The sequence below is a fragment of the Pantoea sp. 1B4 genome (assembly GCF_016925765.1).
In the GTDB taxonomy this organism is placed as follows: domain Bacteria; phylum Pseudomonadota; class Gammaproteobacteria; order Enterobacterales; family Enterobacteriaceae; genus Pantoea; species Pantoea agglomerans.
On record NZ_JAEUWZ010000003.1, the window covers coordinates 33401 to 53486 of the forward strand.

A 20086-nucleotide genomic window follows, 5' to 3' on the forward strand; every position below is an offset into this window, starting at 1 on the left:
TGGCGGAGGCAATTTTGTCAGGAAAGGTACAGATTTATAAAGCGAGTGTTGTACAGAGGGTGTTTTGATAAACCCCGGCACACAGGGAACAGCTGTGCATGATTTTTCAGGACGTCCGATGTATTACCCGCGCTAAGAGGGTGTCTGGCAGCGCGGGCTTAATCGTCACACTGCAGTCATTGCCACTTACGCAACAGGAGACTGGCGTTGACGCCGCCAAAACCAAAACCGTTCGACATGGCATAAGTCAGCGCCGTGGGACGTGCATTGAGCGCCACCAGGTCCAGATTGCCTGCGGCTTCATCGGGATGATGGAGGTTCAGCGTCGGCGGAATAAGCTGCTGCCGCAGCGCCATCAGGGTGAATATCGCCTCAACGCCGCCTGCCGCACCCAGCAGATGGCCGGTGGCGGATTTCGTTGAGGCGATCGCGACCTGCGAATCATCGCCAAACACTGCGCGAATAGCCGCCAGCTCACCGTGATCGCCAACCTGAGTTGAGGTTGCGTGTGCGTTGATATGCTGCACGTCTTCCGGGCTAATGCCCGCCTGACGCAGGGCGGTTCTCATCGCCCGTGCAGCCCCGCTGCCATCCTCCGGACCCGCGGTTAAATGGTATGCATCGGCGCTGGTGCCATAGCCGACAATCTCCGCCAGCGGTGTCGCGCCGCGTGCTTCGGCATGGGCCAGTGACTCAATCACCAGCAGGCCTGCACCTTCGGCCATCACAAAGCCGTTTCTGTCACGATCAAACGGACGTGAGGCATGGTGCGGCTGATCTTCATAGCCCACACATAGCGCACGTGCAGCCGCGAAACAGCCCAGCGTGACGCGATCCAGCGCCGCTTCTGTGCCGCCACAGATAGCAATGTCCGCTTCACCGCTTCTTATTAACCTTGCGGCGTCACCAATCGCCTGAACTCCCGCCGCACAGGCGGTAACGGGCGCACCCAGCGGGCCGGTGAAGCCGTGTTTGATCGAGACATGACCCGCGGCCATGTTGGCCAGAAACGAAGGTGCTGTAAAGGGTGAGAGCCTGCGCGGGCCGCGTGCATCGGTGGTGCGCACCGCGTCGGCAATGGCACCAAAGCCGCCGACGCCTGAAGCAATAATCGTCGCAGTACGTTCACGCGCTGCCTCATTCTCAGGATGCCAGGCCGCCTGATTCAGCGCTTCTTCTGCTGCCAGCAGCGCGAATTCTATAAAGCGCGACATCTTTTTTACGCTCTTTCGGCGCAATGAACGCCTCGGGGTCGTAACCTGCCAGCGGATCTTCATCGATGCCCGGCACGCTGCCACCTACTGAAATACCGGTGCCAGCAGTAAGCGTATCGGGAAGGGTACGTATACCTGATTCTCCTGCTGTTAATCGCCGCCAGACGGTTTCAACGCCACAACCCAGTGGCGAGACGATGCCCGCGCCGGTAATGACAATGCGTTGTGATGAGGCTAAGTGACTCATAATTTTGCTCCCGTAGAGAGTCCGGACAGTGATTGAATTGCTACCGCAGACAATGGATATAAGCCTTGAGTGCGGAAGGTGAGACCCTGCGTAGAATGGTGCGATGGACGAACGCAGGGATGGAATAGAGCAGAGAGAGATAAGCTTAGCAGCATCAGAATCCTGAGCGATAACCAGACAGAGTGCTATCGTTGCTCTTGTGACTAAATAAGTCAATAGTCACATAATGCGCAATGTTCAGGGCGCAAGGCTACGTAACACCAGCGCTGCCAGTTGTGCAGAGGCTTCTTCAGCGTCATCAAGGCTGTACTGCAGCAGTACCGGACTGGCGTAGGGTTTGATCACCCGATAGATTGCCTCCGCCGCTTCGTCAGCCGGGGTTTTACGCTCAAACTCACCGGATTCACGACCCCGTCGCAGGATCTGCTGAATCAGGTTGAGCAGTCGTTCTTCATGCGCCATCGCCGATGGCCAGCGGTCACGCGACGCGACGGCAGCAATATCATAGAGTTTACGTTCGTGAAAAAAGAGTTCAGTGCCGGTGACGGAAAGCGTGCGGAACAGTCGCCGCAGTTGTTCCGATGCTCCAGGCGCATCGGCGATAGCGACTTCGACGTGCTGCATAATCATCGCAAGCCGGGTGGAGCAGATCACTTCGCCAATCGCCTGTTTTGATTCAAAAAACTTGTAGATATACGCTTTGGAAAAGCCGATAGCACGGGCGAGATCGGAGACGGTGGTTTTTTCGTAACCATAATGCGCGAAGTGCTGCATGGCAGCATCGACAATCTGGTCACGCACATTGTGCCCGGCCGGGCCGCGTGTGCCATTTTCCGTTACGGATTGAGTCATTGTCAGAACCTGGCAGATCAAAGGTGGGTGAAAAAATTCAGTGACCACTGTTAGGGGTGGTCACATTTTAGGCCCTGTTGCGATCAAAAGCCATATTTTGAACGGGCTGAATGTATGCTGGTGTTGCTGAGTGCCACCAGCCGGTTATTGGCGCAGCGTATCTATAGAGATATTCCACTGATTGAGCTTGTTATAGAGCGCCGTGCGAGAAATGCCCAGCAGCTTAGCGGACTGCCGCAGATTACCCCCCCTGCGCGCGAAGGGTCTGCAGGATGCAGGCTCGTTCATTATCCTGCAACAGGCTGCTGGCCGCTGGTCTGTTTTCGGCTGCGCGCGTCACCATCGCTGGCGGCAAATCGGCAAGGTCGATGATGCTGCTCTGGCAAAGATTAACGATCCGCTCGACCAGATTTTCCAACTCGCGCACGTTGCCGGGCCAGTGCCATGCCTGCAGGGCGTTCATTGCTTCAATGCTCACCTGCGGAGGCGTTTTATTCAGCCGCTGACACAGGGCGTGAATGAAGGTATTCACCAGATCAGGAATGTCGCTCTGGCGTTCACGCAGGGCAGGGATGGTCAGGGAGATAACATTGAGGCGATAGAACAGGTCACGGCGGAAAGCACCCTGTTCCACTGCACTGAGCAGATCGCAATGGGTTGCCGCCACGATGCGGACATCCACTTTCAGCGGATGCGCCGCTCCGATGCGCAGCACCTCACTCTCCTGCAGCACGCGCAGCAGGCTGGTCTGTGCCTCCAGTGGCATCTCGCCAATCTCATCCAGAAACAGCGTGCCACCGTCGGCCAGCTCAAATTTACCTGCCGAACCGCCGCGCCGTGAGCCGGTGAACGCGCCATCGACGTAGCCGAATAGCTCACTCTGCACCAGGTCACGCGGCAGTGCGCCGCAGTTAACCGCGACAAAGGACTCATGCGCCCGGCTGCTGGCATTGTGGATCGCCTGAGCAAACAGCTCTTTACCGGTTCCGCTTTCACCGGTTAGCAGAACGGTACTGTCACTGCGACTGCTGGCGCGGGCATCCTGAAGAGCCTTCTGCAGCGTGGGTGCCTGACCACGAATCATCTCAAAGGTATAGCTGGCGCTGACGCCAAGCACACGACGGGTAATGGCACGGATGCGCTGATTTTCCCGCAGCGACAGGATGCGACCGCCGTCCGGTGCCGGCATCAGCGAGACCAGGCATGAAACACTGGGTCTGCCATCGGGGCGGAACACCATCTCGCGGTCATTACAGCAGGGCAGTGTGAGCAATGAACCGGACTGGGGCTGCAGCACCTGATCAATCAGGGCGTTGTCGGTATCAATACCGGCAAAGATCTGACGAGCGTAGCGATTCAGGGTTTTGATGCGTCCGTCGCGGTCGCAGACCACAACGCCCTCATTCAGGGTCTCCAGTATCGACTGCTGCTCGGCCAGCAGACGGCGTAAGGTGAGTTGCTGGCCAATTGCCTCTGCGGCAGCCTGCACGGTGCCCAGCGTATGGGCACTGAAATTGTCAGGCGTGGCGGTCAGCGTCAGTACGCCAGTCATACGACCGCTGGCATCACGGATAGGAGCTGCAGCGCACTGCCGGTTACGTTCACGCAGCGCGATTTTCCAGTTTTCTCCGCTGAGTACATAGACCAGCCGCTGCTCTCGCAGGCAGCGCGCGGTGCAGTTGGTGCCGAGCACCTCCTCACGCAGGATGCTGCCGACCGGAGTCAGGTCGCTGCCGCAAAAACTCAGTACAATGCCTTGCGCATCTGTAAGATTGATATGACCGTCGGGATTGTAAGCCAGCAGGTTCTCCATCACGCTATGCGCCACAGTAATCAGCTCACTGTTATGGCGCAGAACGGCGGCCAGCTCCGTTGGATCGGAGGCACTGTACTCAAAAGATACCGGATCGATGCCATGTTCGTGCGAGCGGTTCCATGACTGCAAAATACTGCGGCGGATCCAGTGCGGCTGTTCACCCTGGCTAAATGCCTGCCAGCCCCGGGCAAACCGAGCTTCCCACTGTGCCGCATCACCGCCTTCCGGCAGGCTGAATATGGCATCGCTCTCTTCTTTATTAGGCAGCAAATCATGCAGAGATTGCATTTCACTCTCCCGTGGTCGATGGAATGTCCATTTTAATGACATGTTAAGTTGACATGTAAATTTTATTTTCAATCAGGACGCGTCATCTGCGAGCGCGTTCACATAAAAGCCCGCTTTAAAACTGGCATCCACTTTGCAACGCTGACATTAACTCTCACCTGTCAAAAACAATGGGAAAGTTAAGGTGTTATGCGTAAACATAATCTGAAGTTGTTGCTGTTCATCTGTTCCATCGCCTCATTGAGCGGGGTGATCCTCGGTTATGACGCCTCAGTGATTTCCGGCGTTATTGAGCCATTAACGGAACACCTTGCGCTAACGCCGTGGCAAAGTGGATGGGCTGTTTCAAATGTCATTCTCGGCTGTATCGTCGGCGCTGGCTGTGTCGGCGCGATCTCAGATCGGATCGGGCGTAAACCTACACTGGTGATCACCGCGCTGTTGTTTGCCGTGTCTGCGGTGGGTTCTGCGCTGGCAGATTCACTAACCGGTTTTGTGATTTACCGACTGGTGGGTGGCCTGGCGGTCGGGATGGCGTCGGCAATTACGCCGCTCTATATCGCAGAGGTCTCACCTAAGGACTGGCGAGGGCGCATGCTTGGGCTGCAGCAGATGCTGATGGTTGGCGGTCAGGTCACGGTCTATGTGGTGAATTACCTGATTGCACGCGGTATGCCCCATGCCTGGATAGTCAGTGAAGGCTGGCGCTGGATGCTGGCGTCGGGTGTGGTGCCTTGCCTGCTGTTTCTGGCACTGGTGCCCTTTATGCCGGAATCACCACGCTGGCTGGCGTTAAACGGCAAGCGTGAACGCGCGCTGGCAGTGCTGACCCGGCTTTCGACGCCTGAACATGCGCGGCGTCTGCTGGCAGAAATCAGTGCGCCGGACGCGGATTCTGTTACCCGTCAGCAGGGAACCCGTCTGCTCCGCGACGCCAGAATGCGTTACATCCTGTTGATCGGCTGCGCGATTGCAATTCTGCAGCAGGTTTCGGGCATCAACATCCTGCTGTATTACGCACCGTCGCTGCTGCAGAACATCTCACCGGATACACAGACCTCCCTCTATCACAGCATTTTCCTCGGACTGGCGCTGCTGGTCGGAGTAGCGTTTTGTCTGAACGCAGTGGATCGCTGGGGACGGACGCGTCTGCTGCGCTGGGGAGCGCTGGGTTGCGCTGTCAGCCTGGTGATTACGGCCTGGGCCTTTATAGCGCAGATCGGTGGCCTGCTGCCGGTCGTGGGCCTGGTGGCGTTCGTACTGATTTTTGGTATGTCATGGAGTCTGGGTGCCTGGCTACTGATCTCTGAAATATTTCCCAACCGGATTCGTGCCGTCGCGATGGGCTACGCCTTTTCTTCGATGTATCTCGCCAATTTCATCGTTACTCAGACTTTCCCGATGATGAACCGTAGCCGTTTGCTGATGGATCACTTCCATGGTGCTTTTCCACTGATGCTCTGCGCCGCTGGTTGCCTGGTGGCCTTCTGGTTTGTAAAACGTTTTCTGCCTGAAACCCGAGGCATCTCACTGGAGCACATCGAGCCGCTGATGCTTTCAAAATCCCGTCGTTTTGCCGCCAAAGCGCAGGCGACATCCGGACACCCTATTCAGCCTGACTGGGCTGACAACAAAAAACAGGAGCAGTTATGAACCTTAAAACAGTACGAGTGGGATTGATCGGTGCTGGCCGCATGGGCAGTTTTCATGCAGAGAATCTGGCGCTGCGGGTGCCTGGGGCACGGCTGACAGCGGTCGCCGACCTACAACCCGGCGCAGCGCAGCAACTGGCAGACCGGCTGGGGGTGGAGAAAGACTATACCGATATCCAGGCGTTACTCAATGACAGCGAAATCGATGCCGTTGCTATTGCTACGCCGGCTCGCACTCACGCCGAACTGGTGATCGCTGCAGCCCGGGCTGGCAAACACGTGTTCTGCGAAAAACCGATGGCGGTAACGCTGGATGAGGCAGATCGGGCTATTGCCGCCGCACAGGATGCGGGCGTTGTGTTGCAGGTCGGCTTCAATCGTCGATTCAGTGCAGGCTTCGCCGCAGCTATTGAAGCTGTCAGAGCAGGCACCAATGGCACCACCCAGCTAAGCCGTTCGGTGACACGCGACCCTGGCCTGCGCGATCCGGCCCCGATCCCGCAGTGGACCATCTTCCTTGAAACCTTAATCCATGACTTCGACACCCTGCTGCACTTCAATCCGGGTTCCCGGCCGGTTGAGGTCTATGCGCTGGCTGATGCGCTGGTGCGTCCCGATTTTAAAGATAAGGGATTACTTGATACCGCGGTGGTGACCATCCGCTTTGATAACGGTGCCATTGCCACTGCGGAAGCCAACTTCCAGGCAGTTTACGGTTATGACGTTCGCGGTGAGGTCTTTGGCAGTAAAGGTATGCTGCAGGCTGGCAACATCAATCAGGACAACTGTGTGCGCTATCACGCCGAGGGTATTGCCATCGCAACGTCTCGAATGGATACCGATCTGCTGCGTGAGGCCTATGTTGCTGAAATGGCAGAATTCGCCCGCGCGATTCTGCACGGTGACACGCCGCGCGCTACTGGCACTGATGCGCGTAACGCGCTGGAAATTGCGCTGGCCTGTATTGAATCGGTGCAGCAACGCAAACCCATTCTGTTGGGAGAACGCTAATGGCCGGTTATCAGCTTTCAGTCTGTGCGGAGATGGTGTTTCTCGAACTGCCTTTTATCGCGCGTGTTGAGCGGATTCATGCGCTGGGATTTGGCGTGGAGATCTGGAACTGGGCCAACAAAGATATCGACGCGTTGGTGGCGACAGGTGCGCGTTTTACCTCCATGACCGGCTACCTCAACGGTAACCTGACTGATGATGATGAGATTGCAGAGTTGCTGCATAGCGCAGAAACCTCACTGGCGATTGCAGATCGTCTGAACTGCCCGAGCCTGAATCTGCATGGCACCGGGCTGGATGCTCACGGCCAGGCGGTTCGTCCGGTTGAGGTGGTTACCGGTGAGATGTGGCTTAAAGCGGCCGACACCCTGCGGCGTGTCGCTGCGCTCGGCGAGCAGGCCGGGCGGGTATTTACTCTCGAAAACCTGAATCTGGCAGTTGATCATCCGGGTACGCCGTTCGCACGGGCTGCCGATACGCTGGCGCTGGTCGAAGCGGTCAACAGCCCGGCACTGAAGATGAATCTGGACCTCTATCACGCCCAGATTGGAGAGGGCAACCTGATAGAGCTGATACGACGCTGCGGCCCCGCTATCGGTGAAATCCAGGTGGCTGATGTGCCGGGGCGCATGCAGCCTGGCACCGGGGAAATTAACTATCGCGCCATTGCCCGTGCGCTGGAGCAGGTCGGCTATTGCGGCGTCGTTGCGCTGGAGGGCTGGGCCGAAGGCGACAGCGAAACAGCCCTGGCACAGTTCCGCGATCACTTTACGTTGTGAGCTCTGCCGCCGGGTATTTGCCTGTTGCCCGGCGGTTCTATCAATAATAAACCCTACAGGATTACGCGATGAAAACCAAAATGTTAGCACTGCTGCTCAGCCTGATGATCAGCGTTACCGCCTGGGCTAAAACACCTAAAATTGGTGTCGCACTGGCTAATTTCGATCTTAACTTCGTATCGATTCTGCGGACGCAGATGGTGGATGAGATAAAAGCGCTGAAAATGGATGGGCAGTTCGTCGATGCCAAAGGGGATGTAGCTCTTCAGGTACAGCAGGTTGAAGACTTTATCAATCAGGGCGTGGATGCCATTATTCTCAACCCGGTCGATACACAGGGCGTACTGCCGATGGTGAAAGCGGCAGAAGCGGCGGGCATTCCGCTGGTGTTTGTTAACCGTAAACCGGAAGTGAAATTACCGTCCAGTATGGCCTATGTCGGTTCTGACTCTGCCCTGGGGGGGTGAGATGCAGATGGAAGCGCTGGCAAAACAGATGAACTATCGGGGCAATGTCGCCATTTTAATGGGCGCATTATCAAATGAAGAAGCGCGGGAACGGACGCGTGCCGTTGAAGCGGTGATCGCTAAATATAAGCAAATGGCGGTAATCGAAAAACAGACTGCACGCTGGCAGCGTAATGAAGCGGTAGACGTAGTTTCGGGCTGGCTGCTTAATCAGCGACCGATCGATGCAATCGCCGCCAATAATGATGAAATGGCTATCGGGGCTATTATGGCGCTGAATCAGGCGAAAAACAGCCACATTCTGGTTGCCGGGATCGATGGCACGCCTGATGGTCAGCAGTTCGTCAAAAATGGAAAGATGACGCTGACTATTTTCCAGGATGCGAAAGAGCAGGCGACAGGCGCTGTGAAAGTCGTGAAAGCGTTACTGGATAAACAGAAAGTCGAATCACTGAACTGGATCCCCTATAAAATCATTACTCAAAGTAATTATGCGGAGTTTGCTGCCGCTAATCAGCCATAAAAATCGCCGCTAACCTTATGATTCTTTGTCGTTTCTTAAATTATTAACCAGCTGCCGGGCAGGGGCGGACTCTGCCCGGCCCGTTCTGCTGGCTAATCTGTAAAAATTTCCTTAATCGCCTGATTAACGCGTCTGTAGTGCTTCTTCATATAAGCTGAATTATACTGTCGATAAATGAGCGGAAATTCAGTGATTTCTTAATGATTTACATAATCGATGATCAGGTTTCTTACAATTCTGATGACTGCACGCTTAGCCACATTCCTACTCAGGAGTCGCTGAGCCTCAGTATTTCTTCAGGTCGGCTTTTTGAGCAGTTACTGAATTCCGGGGGAGAAATACTGGCGCGTGATACGTTGCTGACCGAGGTCTGGGATAAATATGGCCTGCGTGGATCGAATAGTAATCTGAATCAATATCTGAGTATTGTGCGCAGGGCACTCGCGGCTTATGGTTGTGAAAATCTGATTATCACCATCCCGAAAATTGGTATACGCCTGAATACCGATATTAAAATTGAACGTCAATCAGCCCCGGTCATGGGGGGGGACGGAGGTTTTAACTGATGACATATCGGAAGGAAGTATAACTGAAGGGTCTGCTGAAAACGTTGTTCTGCCTGCCACTCCGCCCGGTAATCAGCTGCCAGCTACGTCCGTTAACGTCACCCGGCGATACTGGTTTGCTTCTGTTGCTCTGATATTGCTGGGCATGGTGCTCTGGTATTTCACGGTATCGCGTCCTGACGAGCAAATTATTCCAATGAGTGCCATTAAACTTGAAGGTGGCTGCGAAGCAGTATTATTGCAGGGTCTGGATGAGGTTGAACGACAGGCATTGGGTAAGCAAATAGTGCAAATTCTAAGGGAAAATAATCAAACCTGCGATGCGGGTCACCGGATTATTTTTGATAAAAACACATCTTTTACTACTAAGAATTTCGGAAGAACGATTCTTTCATCGTGTAAAATTAATAGCGATGGTCATATCATCTCATGCGACAATTTTTATTATCTTGACTGGAGAATGGGATGAAGCGGAGCATTGGTGTTAATATTATCTTCATGCTGGCTGCGCTATTAATGGTGACTTTTGCAGGGGTTTATTACTTAACACATCAGGCCAAAGATTTTCCTTTTCGATGCTCAGCGTTTAGCCGTTACGATCTCAGTCGTAATGATGATAAACGAATTGAGTTCGCTGTTGCCCAGGATTTACGTTTTGATAAAAAGGATTCAGGCTATCTTTTGCTGAATGGGCAGGCAACGAGCAATGACGGTGTTACTATTCTTAACAGAAGGGTTGCATTAATCAATGGCGCTAAAATTTCCGATGATACTTACCGGTATCAGATCAGCAAAGTTGTCACTTCGAATACTGATACTACTCCTGATGTCATCTTTAATAAGTTGTTAGCAGAGATCACGCTGGATCCAACGCATCTGCAGTTGGATGTCGATAAGATTGATAAAAATACCTATATTATCGGTGGGCCGATCTCCTATCTCTTTACCTGCCAGCGTTACTAAGCTCTGTAAACGGCTAATTTAGCGGTGTTCAGAATGCATGAAACCGGGAAGGGTTTATCCTGCCCGGTTTTTCTTTTAACGTTATGTCGTCAGGCTTTGCTGAGGAAAAGCATCAGGGCCAGCTCTGGAAACTCTTCAGGATATTATTAAACAGCTGAATTTCTTCATCGGTCAGGGGGGGCAGCCTTTGACAAAGAGAAAATTAATACATCCTCCAGGTTTAAGGTGAAAATCGCCTGTTTTTGATAAAGCCGGATATTATCCGGGCGCAGAAAATCATAAGTAATCATGATGCCTGTGCTCAGATTATCGCCCAACACCACGGGTTGATTTTCTTGCTGTTGCCAGTCTTTCATTTGTCTCTGCAGAATAGCGAGCTGGCTGCTGATATATTCTTCTGGATTGTTGTGATTGGCCAGTTTATCACGAGAAATAGTGACGGGTGGCATCGCTGAACGGGGATCCGCCAGCGTGTTCAGGGTTCGCTCGCAGTAGCCTTCCGGTAAAGTAATCATACCTTCGCTAAACCGGCAAATATTTTTATCCATGTGTAATCTCCATTTTTTTTAGTTTTTTCTGTCTGGCCAAATAACTGCTCTGCGGTAACTTCACTGAGCGTACCGTTATTTAACAGGACGATTTTATCTGCACTTCTTATGGTTTCCGGGCGATGTGCAATCATGATTCGGGTGATTTTCATTTGCTTTATTGCATTGTTGATCTGCGCTTCGTTATAGATATCCAGATGACTGGTTGCTTCGTCCAGTACCAGTATTTTTGGTTCGCGGTAGAGGGCGCGAGCTAGCAGAATACGCTGCAGTTGCCCGCCAGAGAGAAACGATCCCATATCACCGACAAGGCTTTGATAGTTCATCGGCATTTTCATGATATCGCCGTGAATTTGCGCCAGGCGTGCTACACGGGTAATTTTTGCGTGGTCAGGATTATTATCAAAGAAGCTAATATTTTCACTGATCGAGCCTGAGAACAGGATGTCATCCTGCATAACACAGCCGATACGGTTACGATGGTGTTCAAGTCCTGTCTGGGTAATGTCCATTCCGCCCACGGTGATTGTTCCACCTTCCGGGTGCAGCAGACCCAGAATGATTTTGGCCATGGTGGTCTTTCCCTGACCTGAAGGGCCGACAATCGCAACGCTTTCGCCAGCCTTAATTTCCAGACTGGCACCATTTACTACCCAGGGTTCGGTAGGTGCATAGCGGAAGCGGATATCCGTTAGTTCGATATCCTGCGGCGTTTCTGTCTCATCATGCGTATCTTTACTCACCAGTACCGGACTGGCTTCTGAGCTGACTTCAGTTTCTGACAACACGATATCGGCCAGTCGTTCACCATGCATACGCAGCATTCTGAAGTCGATTACGGCGTTGATCAGACCTGCACCGCGGCTCATAAACTGATCTGAGAAGCTAATAAAGGCGGTAAGCATACCTGCAGAGAAGTTGCCATCCAGTACTTGCAGCGCAGCCAGCCAGACCAGTACGACCCTGCCTACAGAAGTGAGCAATCCCTGGGCGGAACCAAACAAAATATTAAGCTTCTGAATCACAATGCCTTTGTTGGTCGTATCCACCAGGAAATTCATGTAGGCGGAGAGACGAGGCACCTGCTTGTTATTGGTTTTTACCGCCTGGATACCGCGAAGCGTTTCCAGTAATGAAGATTGCGTGCGGGCTGAACTGATGATTTGCTCTTCGTTGGCGCGGCGAACAGGATCATAAGCCATGAAGCGTAACAGTGCATAGGCGACAAAAAGGCCAATTACCAGCCAGGCAAGCTTAGCGTTATAGATAAACAGCATCACTACTGTCACGATCGACATTATCCCATCCAGCACAGTACTAATGAAGCGGCTGGTCAGCGTACTTTGGATGGTGTTCAGCGAGCCATAGCGGGACAGAATGTCACCAACGTGACGGGATTCGAACCATTCAAGTGGCAGCTTTAACATATGGTGACAGACATTGACCGTCCACTGCACGCTGAGCTGGCTTGAGAACCAGCTCATCACCCATGAGCGCAGCGCTGTAATCATGGTCTGAAACAACGCAATCATGATAAAGCCGATCCCGAGCAAGGAGAGTAGTGAGTAATCTGCGGAGACCAGCACCATATCCATCACCCACTGCATAAAGAAGGGGGAGAGTACGCCGAAAAGCTCCAGAGCGATGGACAGGATAAGCACCTGGGCAAAGGCAGATTTCACCCCTGTCACACTGCCCACCAGCTTCATCATCGAGATGCTTTCTTTTTCTTTTTTGACCTCAAAAGTGGAGGAGGGAACCAGCTCCAGTGCAACGCCGGTGAACGCCGGTGATGCTTCTTTAAATGTCAGTTCACGAATGCCGCGTGCAGGATCGTGAAGCGTGATCTTATTGCCGCGCACTTTTTTTAGCACAACGAAATGGTTCAATTCCCAGTGCAGAATGCAGGGCATGCGTAATTTAGACAGCTCTTCCATATCAACGCGTAACGCACGGGAACTCATATTGAGTTGTTGTGCCATGGCAATGACATCACTAAGTGTTGCGCCCTTAAGCGACGTTGCGAACCTGCGACGCAGGGTGATCATGTCGATTTCATGACCGTGATAATTGGCAATCATCCCCAGACAAGCAAGACCACATTCCGTCGCCTGTGACTGACGAATCATCGGCAGGCGGTTAAACCATTTAAAATTGAGTTTCTCTAATAACAACACAGAACAGACCTTTTAATCAGAGAGAGATTTTGTGTCCAAGCGCAAAAATTGGCTCCAGCACCCATTCATAAAGACGACGTTTGTCGACGATAAAATCAGCATCCAGCGCCATACCCGGCTTGAGTTTTTCATTCTGCGCATAAGCAGTAATTGATTGTTTGTCCAGGGAGACCAGCACGCGGTACTGCTGTTCCTGAATATTGTTTTTGCCGGTTAACGTAGTGACTTCCTGAGGAGACAGAGCGGTGCGTGAAACCTCGATAACTTTTCCATACTGTTGACCAAACTTTTGATAAGGAAACGCTTTATAGCGCAGCACCACCCGCTGTCCCGGTTGGATAAAACCAATGGACTGCGTGTTTACCATGATGCGGGCGACCAGTTCAGTATTGCTTGGCAAAACTGCTATGGCTGACTGACCGGCGGTGAGCATCTGTCCATTTTTGACCATAATCATGCCGACATACCCGCTTTTAGGCGCACGTAATTCAAACGAGCGGCGCGCTTCATTTTCAGCCATCGACTGACGGTTATCAGCCAGTTGGCGCTCGATATCGTTACGCTTTTTCTCGTCATCCAGCGGTTTTTCATGCAGCTGTTGCTCGGTCTGAACAATTTTTTGCGAGATGTCCAACAGCTGACGTTGATATTCCTGGTAGCGCGCCTGGCTATCGAGCAGATTAGACTCCTGCTCTTCCATCTGACGGCTTGAGGCATACCCTTCGTTGTGCATGGCTTCCAGCTTGTCCAACTGCATTTTCGCCAGGGAAACCTGTTTCCGACGGTGTGTCAGTTGCAGCTTCAACTGCTCCTGCTGCAGTTTCAGACTGGCGATAGCGTCGGTCAGGCCCTTCATTTCAACCTGATGAAGCTTTTCAAGCGTCACCAGATCCTGCTGAAGCCTTTCACGCTGGCCTTTCAGATTCTCGGCAATAACCTGACGAGTCTGACCTAACTGTGTTGAAACCTCTGATGACAACACCATAAGCACATCGTCTTTTTCAACATGCTGGCCCTCTTTTACCGGAATATCGACCACCGTAGCGCTTACGGGGGGGCGGAATGATCAGCATGCCATTTTTAGGCAGCAGTTCTCCGGTAGAGGATTCATATTTTGTATAGCTGCCAAATATAAAAAACAGCGCTGTCGCGGCAGTGATCAGCACTACAACGGAAATAACTAACCAGCGATAAGGTGGGCAATAGAGTGCCACAATGCCCAGGTTTCCACGGTTGGCTGCATCAAGTGCCTCCTGACGGAATAGTGACTGTTCCATTTATATAATCATCATGAGTAAGGGATTAACGGCACTGAAAAAAATTCAGCATGTCGATTGATAGTGATCCGGTACTTTGTGCCAGATTAATGAGGGCGTTCAGGTAATTGAAGCGAGCTTCAGCCTGATCTTTAAGCGCACTAAAATATTTTTGCTGGGCATCAAGCTCATCATTTACCGTACGGAAACCCATTTCCCTGCCATATTGAACAGACACCACTTTTTCGCGTGAAGACTCGACGGCATTTTTCTGCGCGTTGATTAACGCTTTTCCATTCGTAAGACTAAGCCATGCTGAACGTGTATCTGTAGCCGCTTTGCGTTGTGCTTCCATGGTGGAATATTTCGCTGCCTGACGGCGATAGGCTGCTTCATAAGATTGTGAAATCTGGCTGCCACCCGCGAATAATGGAATAGAAACGTTAACGCCATACTGCAGATTATTACTTTTAGAGTTAGTGCCAAAAATAGCATCATAAAGTAAATTATCGTCGTTATCGTTACGGCTCCAGTTTTTGCCATATCTGGCGTAAAGTGACACGACAGGCATATGTGCGCCATCTGCAGCCAATACATCAGCATCGGCCTGATCATTCTGAAACAGGGCAATTTTGATTTCAGTGTTACGTTGCTGGCTGGCATTAATCGCATCAGTTAAAGAAGCGTAGGGCGAAGCGTTAAGGCACTGAAAGTTTACCGGCTCGACAGTGTCCGGGCTGACACCTGATAAGCGACGAAATGCTTCTCCAGCCAGCAATAACTGACTACTCGCCTCTATTTCTTTGGCCTGAGCAAGAGCGTAATTGGCCTTAGCTTCATCCAGCTCTGTACGAGTGTTTTGTCCATTCAGAATACCGGCCTGCAGTTTTTGCTGCTGTTGTTTGAAGTTGTGACTGGCAGCTTTCGCAGCCTGTAAAACTTCCTGCTGATAGAGCACCGAAAAGTAGGCATTACTGATCGCATTTAATAACTTTTCTTCAGCTTTTTTTGACTGGGCTTCAGCGGTATTGGCAATAGCAACGCCTTTACGCCAGCCAGCATATTTACTCATATCAAACAGGGGTTGTCTGACACTGAGATCGTAACTGTGATTTGTTACACCACTTTGATATTTTTTATCCGGTTGTTCCTGACGATCCCAGTTTCCTTCGAGCGTCAATGTGGGCAACATTCCGGCCATACCCTGCCAGTATTTTTGCTGATCGGCTTCACTGGTCATCTGGCTGGATTGCAATGCAGAGTCATAGGTTAATGCGGCTCGGGCAGCCTGCTGTAAGCTGGTCGCATAAGATCCAAATGGCACGCAGGACAGTACAATAAATGCAATTTTAAAATTATAAAATTTCATGATGCTCGCTGTTTCTTAAAAATTAAGCCCGAAATTATATGAGTTGCTGGGCAAAGACATATTTAATTAAATCAGTATTAGACTGCAGCTGAAGTTTACGCATGGCGTTATATTTCTGCGTTGCAACCGTACTGATACTACGTTTACGTGCTTTAGCTATCTCCATTAAACTGTACCCGATAGCAAAAAGTCTGATTACTTCAACTTCTGCGGGTGATAAAAGAGTCTGTGCGGGCTCCTCTGAAGCAGAATACGCCAGATCTTTCATCTTTTCTGAATAAAATATTTCAGAATTCGATGAGCAAACCCAGTGCAAAGCTTCTACCAGATCCCGTATATCATCACGTTTGCTCACTATTGCATTTACCGGAATTTGCAATATTCTTTTCAAAATGGCCGGGCTATTCTGTGCCGTAAAGATAATGATTTTAAGGTTAGCATTATGGTTGTAAATTTCTTCTAGTTTTCTAACGCCGTTCAAATCATTACGTTCAAAGTTAAAGCAAAAATCAGTAATTAATATATCAGGAGTATCGCTATTCATTTTTACAAAAAAGATTCTCTGCTTCTACCGGGTATGCTGCAATGTCCAGGTTGTGAAATCCTGTTGAGAGTATTTTTTGTATTGAATAAAAAAATAAAAGGACTCTCATCAGAGACACCAACTTTAAACCTCCTTTCCTTAAATAGTCTATCCACTGATAAAATCCTTTCTCAGTTTATAAAGTCTGGTAAAGGGCTCCGCAGAGCCCATATGGTTACTGATAACTAATGGTATAGGTAGCAACTGCGTTAGCACTACCAGGGGTTATTGTGGCAGCAGTCTGGTAATAACGTGCATATAAGGGCACTGTTATTAATTCAGACGACAGTGGATAAGCTGCAACTCTGTATGGTGCTGCCAGTGCAACAGGTTGCTGACTTTCATTCAGAATCTGAACACCCACTCCGCTGGCAGTTGAGGTCGAATTCAGAGAAACTACGCCGACATCCGATAGCCCATCAGCTGCATCCCCATCCAACTGCATCATAACGTCAAAGGTACCTGAAAGAAGTGCCTCACAGTTAAGCTGAAGATTAAAAGCGGTAGATGGGCTGGTTTGTCCAATACCGGAACCCAAACCACTGCTGGTATTCGCTGTGTAACTCCCTAATGACACCCTCGGGTTAACATCGCCTGCTGCTGAGCAGGTTTGATCCCTCACAGTGATGCCGCTTTTAATATATCTGACATAAAGTTTCAGGTCATTTCCTGGTACCAATGAGCCTACATCAAATACGTTGACATAGTCCGGAAGCAAATTGGGGCCAGCCATCGAGTTTGACGTCCGCACAATCTGAAAAGGCACATTCAATGTGACATCAGTATAAGCACCGACTGTACCGCCGCTGGTTAACGCGTAAGTAGCGATCTTGTTGCCGGTAGGAATATTTGCAGCGTCGGTGGACATTTCACCACCGTAACCAGTATAAATGGTCAATCCATAACCAAGTGCATCTTCAGCTATTGTTTTACGCTTTAAGTAAACCTCTGCTGTTAATCCATCTAAAAACTGTTGCAGATTATCCAGGGCACATTTGAACGTGACTGTTAAATTGCCACTATAAACGACCGTGCCAACCGGAACAGCTGCCGAAATGTTTATCCCCAGTGAGCGGAAATCTAATACCGCATCAGAAAGAGATTTTTTGCACGTCAGTGTGACATCATCTGCCGCGTTCGCATTAATTGGTGCTAGCATGACGAAACCAGATATCATAGTCATGATGCTGACTATTCTGGTCAGTGTCCTTCTAAAGTTAATAAACATCATAATGTCACCCGATTAACCCTGATTATCTTTGTTCATTTCGCCGTTAGACACGTAGCGAACAGGTTTTGATTGATCGCTGCTGCATGTTGTTGTGAGCCTTGCAAGGGTGTTGTTTTCACTGGAATTAACAACACCAGACTCCAGGTTAACCAGACACTTATCACTGGCTGCTTTACCCCAGGAAATATGCAGGCGGCTGACATCTTTATTTAACCTCACATAAATCTGACCACCCTGTGAAACAGTGGTGATAAGGTTACCGTCTTCATCATTAACCGTTGCACCAAATGGCAAGGCATTTCCGTTCGGCTGATTAGCCCGAATTAACAGTGGCTTTCCTTTGCTGGTTTTATAATCAAGTCTGACGACTGCACCCTCAACAGGAATAACGCGCTGCTGAGTTGATTCAAGCTCAACATCCAGTGGAATTCCTTTTGGGTCGATGGCCAGTTCGTTTATCCGGTACGGGTTAAGGTTTGGCACAATAGCTTTGCCGCTGCCGTTTAACACAATATTGGGATAGCCGAGTACACGCGCGCCCTCTGCATCTTCTGCGGTAACAACAGCATAAGTCGTAGACTGATAAGCGCTGAAATTAATGCTACCAGGTAAAGCGACTACCGCACCGCTGATACCACCCGAGGCAGAATAATAGTTTTCCCCTTTAGTATAAGACGCCGTCAGCATACTGTAGGGCGAACGGTACTGCCCACTAACTGAACCGGACTTCTCATTATCAGTATCGCGCGCTATTCCAACGTTATAGTTATATTGGTCATGTTCACCCAGAACACCATTAACTGCTGTTTGTGCATTCACACCTTGTTTATTATGTGTCGCACTTCCGGTTACATAACTTTGACTATCGCTACCAATTGGCACCGAGAAGTCGAGTGACAGTTGAGTGTCATGCCCGCCGGTTGAATATAATAATCGGTTTGCTGATAAAGTATAGGAGACCCGACCAATTGTATTATTGTAACCCAGCTGAAATTGCGTATTTGTTCCGGCAGAATCCCAGTAATTCTGAACGAAACCAGTAAGATAGATATTCCCATATGACTCCCCAAAATTTTGGCTTGCCGTCATAGAAAAACGTTGTTTGGGGCGCGAAAGATAATTTGACGAACTGTTTTTATGATTTTTTTTTATAATAGTTATTGATTTGTAATGCATTATCAAAACTGTAATAACCGGATGATGAGAAGCGGTAAGCCGCCAGAGTAAAATTCGTGTTAGTCTGAGAAACCTTCTTACTATAAGTTGCCCGATAACTTACACCTTGCTTTTTCTCATCACCATATTTTGTCTGAGCCCCAGTAATATCCAGTGAGATCGCACCAACAGGTAAACCAAATGCACCTCCCAACAGCACAGAGGTGTAGTTATCTGATCCCAGAATACCTGAGTAACCGGTCAGACTATTGCTAAAACCATGCTGAATAGTGCCCTGATAGACCGAAGGTGTATAAACCATATTGTCTTTTCGGGATACACCACCGGTCAGACTATAAAAAGTCATGCCCGGACGTTTCAGACGCGTCATCGCTGCGTAAGGAACTGAGAAACGGGTCTCACCGCCGTCAGCTTCTTTCACGGTCACGTCTAAATCACCACCGTAGCCTGTAGGATAAAGATCGGTGATATTAAAAGGGCCTGGTGAAACCGTCGTTTCATAAATTTTGTTGCCATTTTGCGATACAGTTACCTGAGCGTTGGTTCGGGCTACGCCGCGGATTTCTGGTGCATAGCCTCGCTGAGAGTCTGGCCACATCTGGTCAACTGTAGATATTTGCGCACCACGAAAAGAAAGCGTATCGAAAATTTCGCCACTGGTATTGCCTTCACCTAATAACAGCCGTGATTTTATTTGCGGAATATCACGCTGCACATAGGTATTAATTGCATCGTAATGATGATACTCGTTGTTTTTTTGACGTTGCCAGCTGAGAGAACCATCGTGACGGAACATCCATCCGCCAAGGTTAAAGCCCGCCAGCGCACGGCCATAAAATGAGTCATATGGCTGACCGTGATTTACAGAGCGATAATAGTTGGTGTTATAGGTTAGCGTAAGTGCTGTTTCACCCTTATCCCAGAATTCTGGCGCAACGTAGCCGCGCGCAGATCGCAACAGATAAATTTGCGGAATTGAGATATCCATCTGCATATCGGCAGAATTGATAGCTGCATGACTCTCTTTAACCACCTCCTCCAGCGCCATACACTGTTTACCAGAGCGCAAATTTTCAGCTTGTCCCGGGCTAAAAACTGTGTCCTTAAGTGACAAGCTTTTGACCAGATCATAGGAAAGGCACGCTTTGGTTCCCGCCCCTTCACGAATGACCTGAACATTTTCCCGACCAATCTGACGACCATTCAGGAAAATATCCAGCGTATAAGTACCAGGATCAATAGGGTTACCGGTTGCATAGCGGGCCACATCAACTTTAACGCCCGGTAAATTCTTCACAAATGATTCGTCAAAATCATACGAATTTTCTGCAAATGCGGCGCCTGTTGATGCAGTTAAAAAAAAGCGCC

16 protein-coding genes and 3 pseudogenes are annotated in these 20086 nt (G+C 50.3%); 7 read left to right on the top strand and 12 right to left on the bottom strand.

Going from position 1 to position 20086, the window contains the following annotated elements; all coding sequences use genetic code 11:
* Positions 1 to 176: 176 nt before the first annotated feature.
* The 3 genes and pseudogenes from fabF to JNO11_RS19905 form a co-directional block, all read right to left on the bottom strand.
* Positions 177 to 1461: pseudogene (gene fabF, locus JNO11_RS19895) on the bottom strand (beta-ketoacyl-ACP synthase II).
* 237 nt (positions 1462 to 1698) lie between these two features.
* The gene (locus tag JNO11_RS19900) at positions 1699 to 2313 is read right to left on the bottom strand and encodes a TetR/AcrR family transcriptional regulator (RefSeq protein ID WP_325177717.1); all 615 of its coding nucleotides are present in this window, start codon (positions 2311 to 2313) and stop codon (positions 1699 to 1701) included.
* A gap of 144 nt (positions 2314 to 2457) precedes the next feature.
* A pseudogene (locus JNO11_RS19905) lies at positions 2458 to 4417 on the bottom strand (sigma 54-interacting transcriptional regulator).
* Between the two features lie 189 nt (positions 4418 to 4606).
* Between JNO11_RS19905 and JNO11_RS19910 the strand changes: the two are divergent.
* The 7 genes and pseudogenes from JNO11_RS19910 to JNO11_RS19940 all read left to right on the top strand — a co-directional run bounded on the left by JNO11_RS19910 (position 4607) and on the right by JNO11_RS19940 (position 10378).
* Positions 4607 to 6070 carry a sugar porter family MFS transporter gene (locus JNO11_RS19910; protein WP_010256816.1) on the top strand — a complete coding sequence of 488 codons (1464 nt, stop codon included), beginning with the start codon at positions 4607 to 4609 and terminating at the stop codon, positions 6068 to 6070.
* Positions 6067 to 7080 (top strand): Gfo/Idh/MocA family oxidoreductase, encoded by a 1014-nt coding sequence (locus JNO11_RS19915; protein ID WP_033774013.1) that lies wholly within the window; start codon positions 6067 to 6069, stop codon positions 7078 to 7080. The genes JNO11_RS19910 and JNO11_RS19915 overlap by 4 nt, the downstream gene beginning before the upstream one ends.
* A complete protein-coding gene (locus JNO11_RS19920; protein ID WP_010256807.1) occupies positions 7080 to 7859 on the top strand; it encodes a TIM barrel protein in 780 nt (259 codons plus the stop codon). The genes JNO11_RS19915 and JNO11_RS19920 overlap by 1 nt, the downstream gene beginning before the upstream one ends.
* A 68-nt stretch (positions 7860 to 7927) precedes the next feature.
* Positions 7928 to 8849: pseudogene (locus JNO11_RS19925) on the top strand (substrate-binding domain-containing protein).
* 200 nt (positions 8850 to 9049) lie between these two features.
* Positions 9050 to 9415 (top strand): winged helix-turn-helix domain-containing protein, encoded by a 366-nt coding sequence (locus JNO11_RS19930; protein ID WP_325177718.1) that lies wholly within the window; start codon positions 9050 to 9052, stop codon positions 9413 to 9415.
* Positions 9366 to 9884 carry a hypothetical protein gene (locus JNO11_RS19935; protein ID WP_325177719.1) on the top strand — a complete coding sequence of 173 codons (519 nt, stop codon included), beginning with the start codon at positions 9366 to 9368 and terminating at the stop codon, positions 9882 to 9884. Before JNO11_RS19930 ends, JNO11_RS19935 begins: the two co-directional genes overlap by 50 nt.
* A complete protein-coding gene (locus JNO11_RS19940) occupies positions 9881 to 10378 on the top strand; it encodes a FidL-like protein (protein WP_033774010.1) in 498 nt (165 codons plus the stop codon). The genes JNO11_RS19935 and JNO11_RS19940 overlap by 4 nt, the downstream gene beginning before the upstream one ends.
* Positions 10379 to 10542: 164 nt before the next feature.
* Here the strand turns inward: JNO11_RS19940 and JNO11_RS19945 are convergent, their stop codons facing one another.
* From JNO11_RS19945 to JNO11_RS19985, 9 genes are all read right to left on the bottom strand, one after another.
* Positions 10543 to 10926 (bottom strand): DcrB-related protein, encoded by a 384-nt coding sequence (locus tag JNO11_RS19945; protein ID WP_325177720.1) that lies wholly within the window; start codon positions 10924 to 10926, stop codon positions 10543 to 10545.
* A complete protein-coding gene (locus JNO11_RS19950) occupies positions 10890 to 13103 on the bottom strand; it encodes a peptidase domain-containing ABC transporter (protein ID WP_325177721.1) in 2214 nt (737 codons plus the stop codon). Before JNO11_RS19950 ends, JNO11_RS19945 begins: the two co-directional genes overlap by 37 nt.
* A 16-nt stretch (positions 13104 to 13119) precedes the next feature.
* On the bottom strand, positions 13120 to 13959 hold the full coding sequence (locus JNO11_RS19955; protein ID WP_241773197.1) for an HlyD family efflux transporter periplasmic adaptor subunit: 840 nt from the start codon (positions 13957 to 13959) through the stop codon (positions 13120 to 13122).
* 145 nt (positions 13960 to 14104) lie between these two features.
* Positions 14105 to 14380 carry a hypothetical protein gene (locus JNO11_RS19960; protein ID WP_325177722.1) on the bottom strand — a complete coding sequence of 92 codons (276 nt, stop codon included), beginning with the start codon at positions 14378 to 14380 and terminating at the stop codon, positions 14105 to 14107.
* Between the two features lie 25 nt (positions 14381 to 14405).
* Positions 14406 to 15728, bottom strand: a complete 1323-nt coding sequence (locus JNO11_RS19965; protein ID WP_010256785.1) for a TolC family outer membrane protein — start codon at positions 15726 to 15728, stop codon at positions 14406 to 14408.
* A gap of 34 nt (positions 15729 to 15762) precedes the next feature.
* A complete protein-coding gene (locus tag JNO11_RS19970) occupies positions 15763 to 16272 on the bottom strand; it encodes a response regulator transcription factor (RefSeq protein ID WP_325177723.1) in 510 nt (169 codons plus the stop codon).
* Positions 16273 to 16486: 214 nt separating this feature from the next.
* Positions 16487 to 17542 carry a fimbrial protein gene (locus JNO11_RS19975; protein WP_325177724.1) on the bottom strand — a complete coding sequence of 352 codons (1056 nt, stop codon included), beginning with the start codon at positions 17540 to 17542 and terminating at the stop codon, positions 16487 to 16489.
* A 12-nt stretch (positions 17543 to 17554) separates the two neighbouring features.
* Positions 17555 to 18718: a fimbria/pilus outer membrane usher protein gene (locus tag JNO11_RS19980; protein WP_325177725.1), complete on the bottom strand. Its 1164-nt coding sequence runs from the start codon at positions 18716 to 18718 to the stop codon at positions 17555 to 17557.
* On the bottom strand, positions 18678 to 20015 hold the full coding sequence (locus JNO11_RS19985; RefSeq protein WP_325177726.1) for a fimbrial biogenesis outer membrane usher protein: 1338 nt from the start codon (positions 20013 to 20015) through the stop codon (positions 18678 to 18680). The genes JNO11_RS19980 and JNO11_RS19985 overlap by 41 nt, the downstream gene beginning before the upstream one ends.
* Positions 20016 to 20086 lie beyond the last annotated feature (71 nt).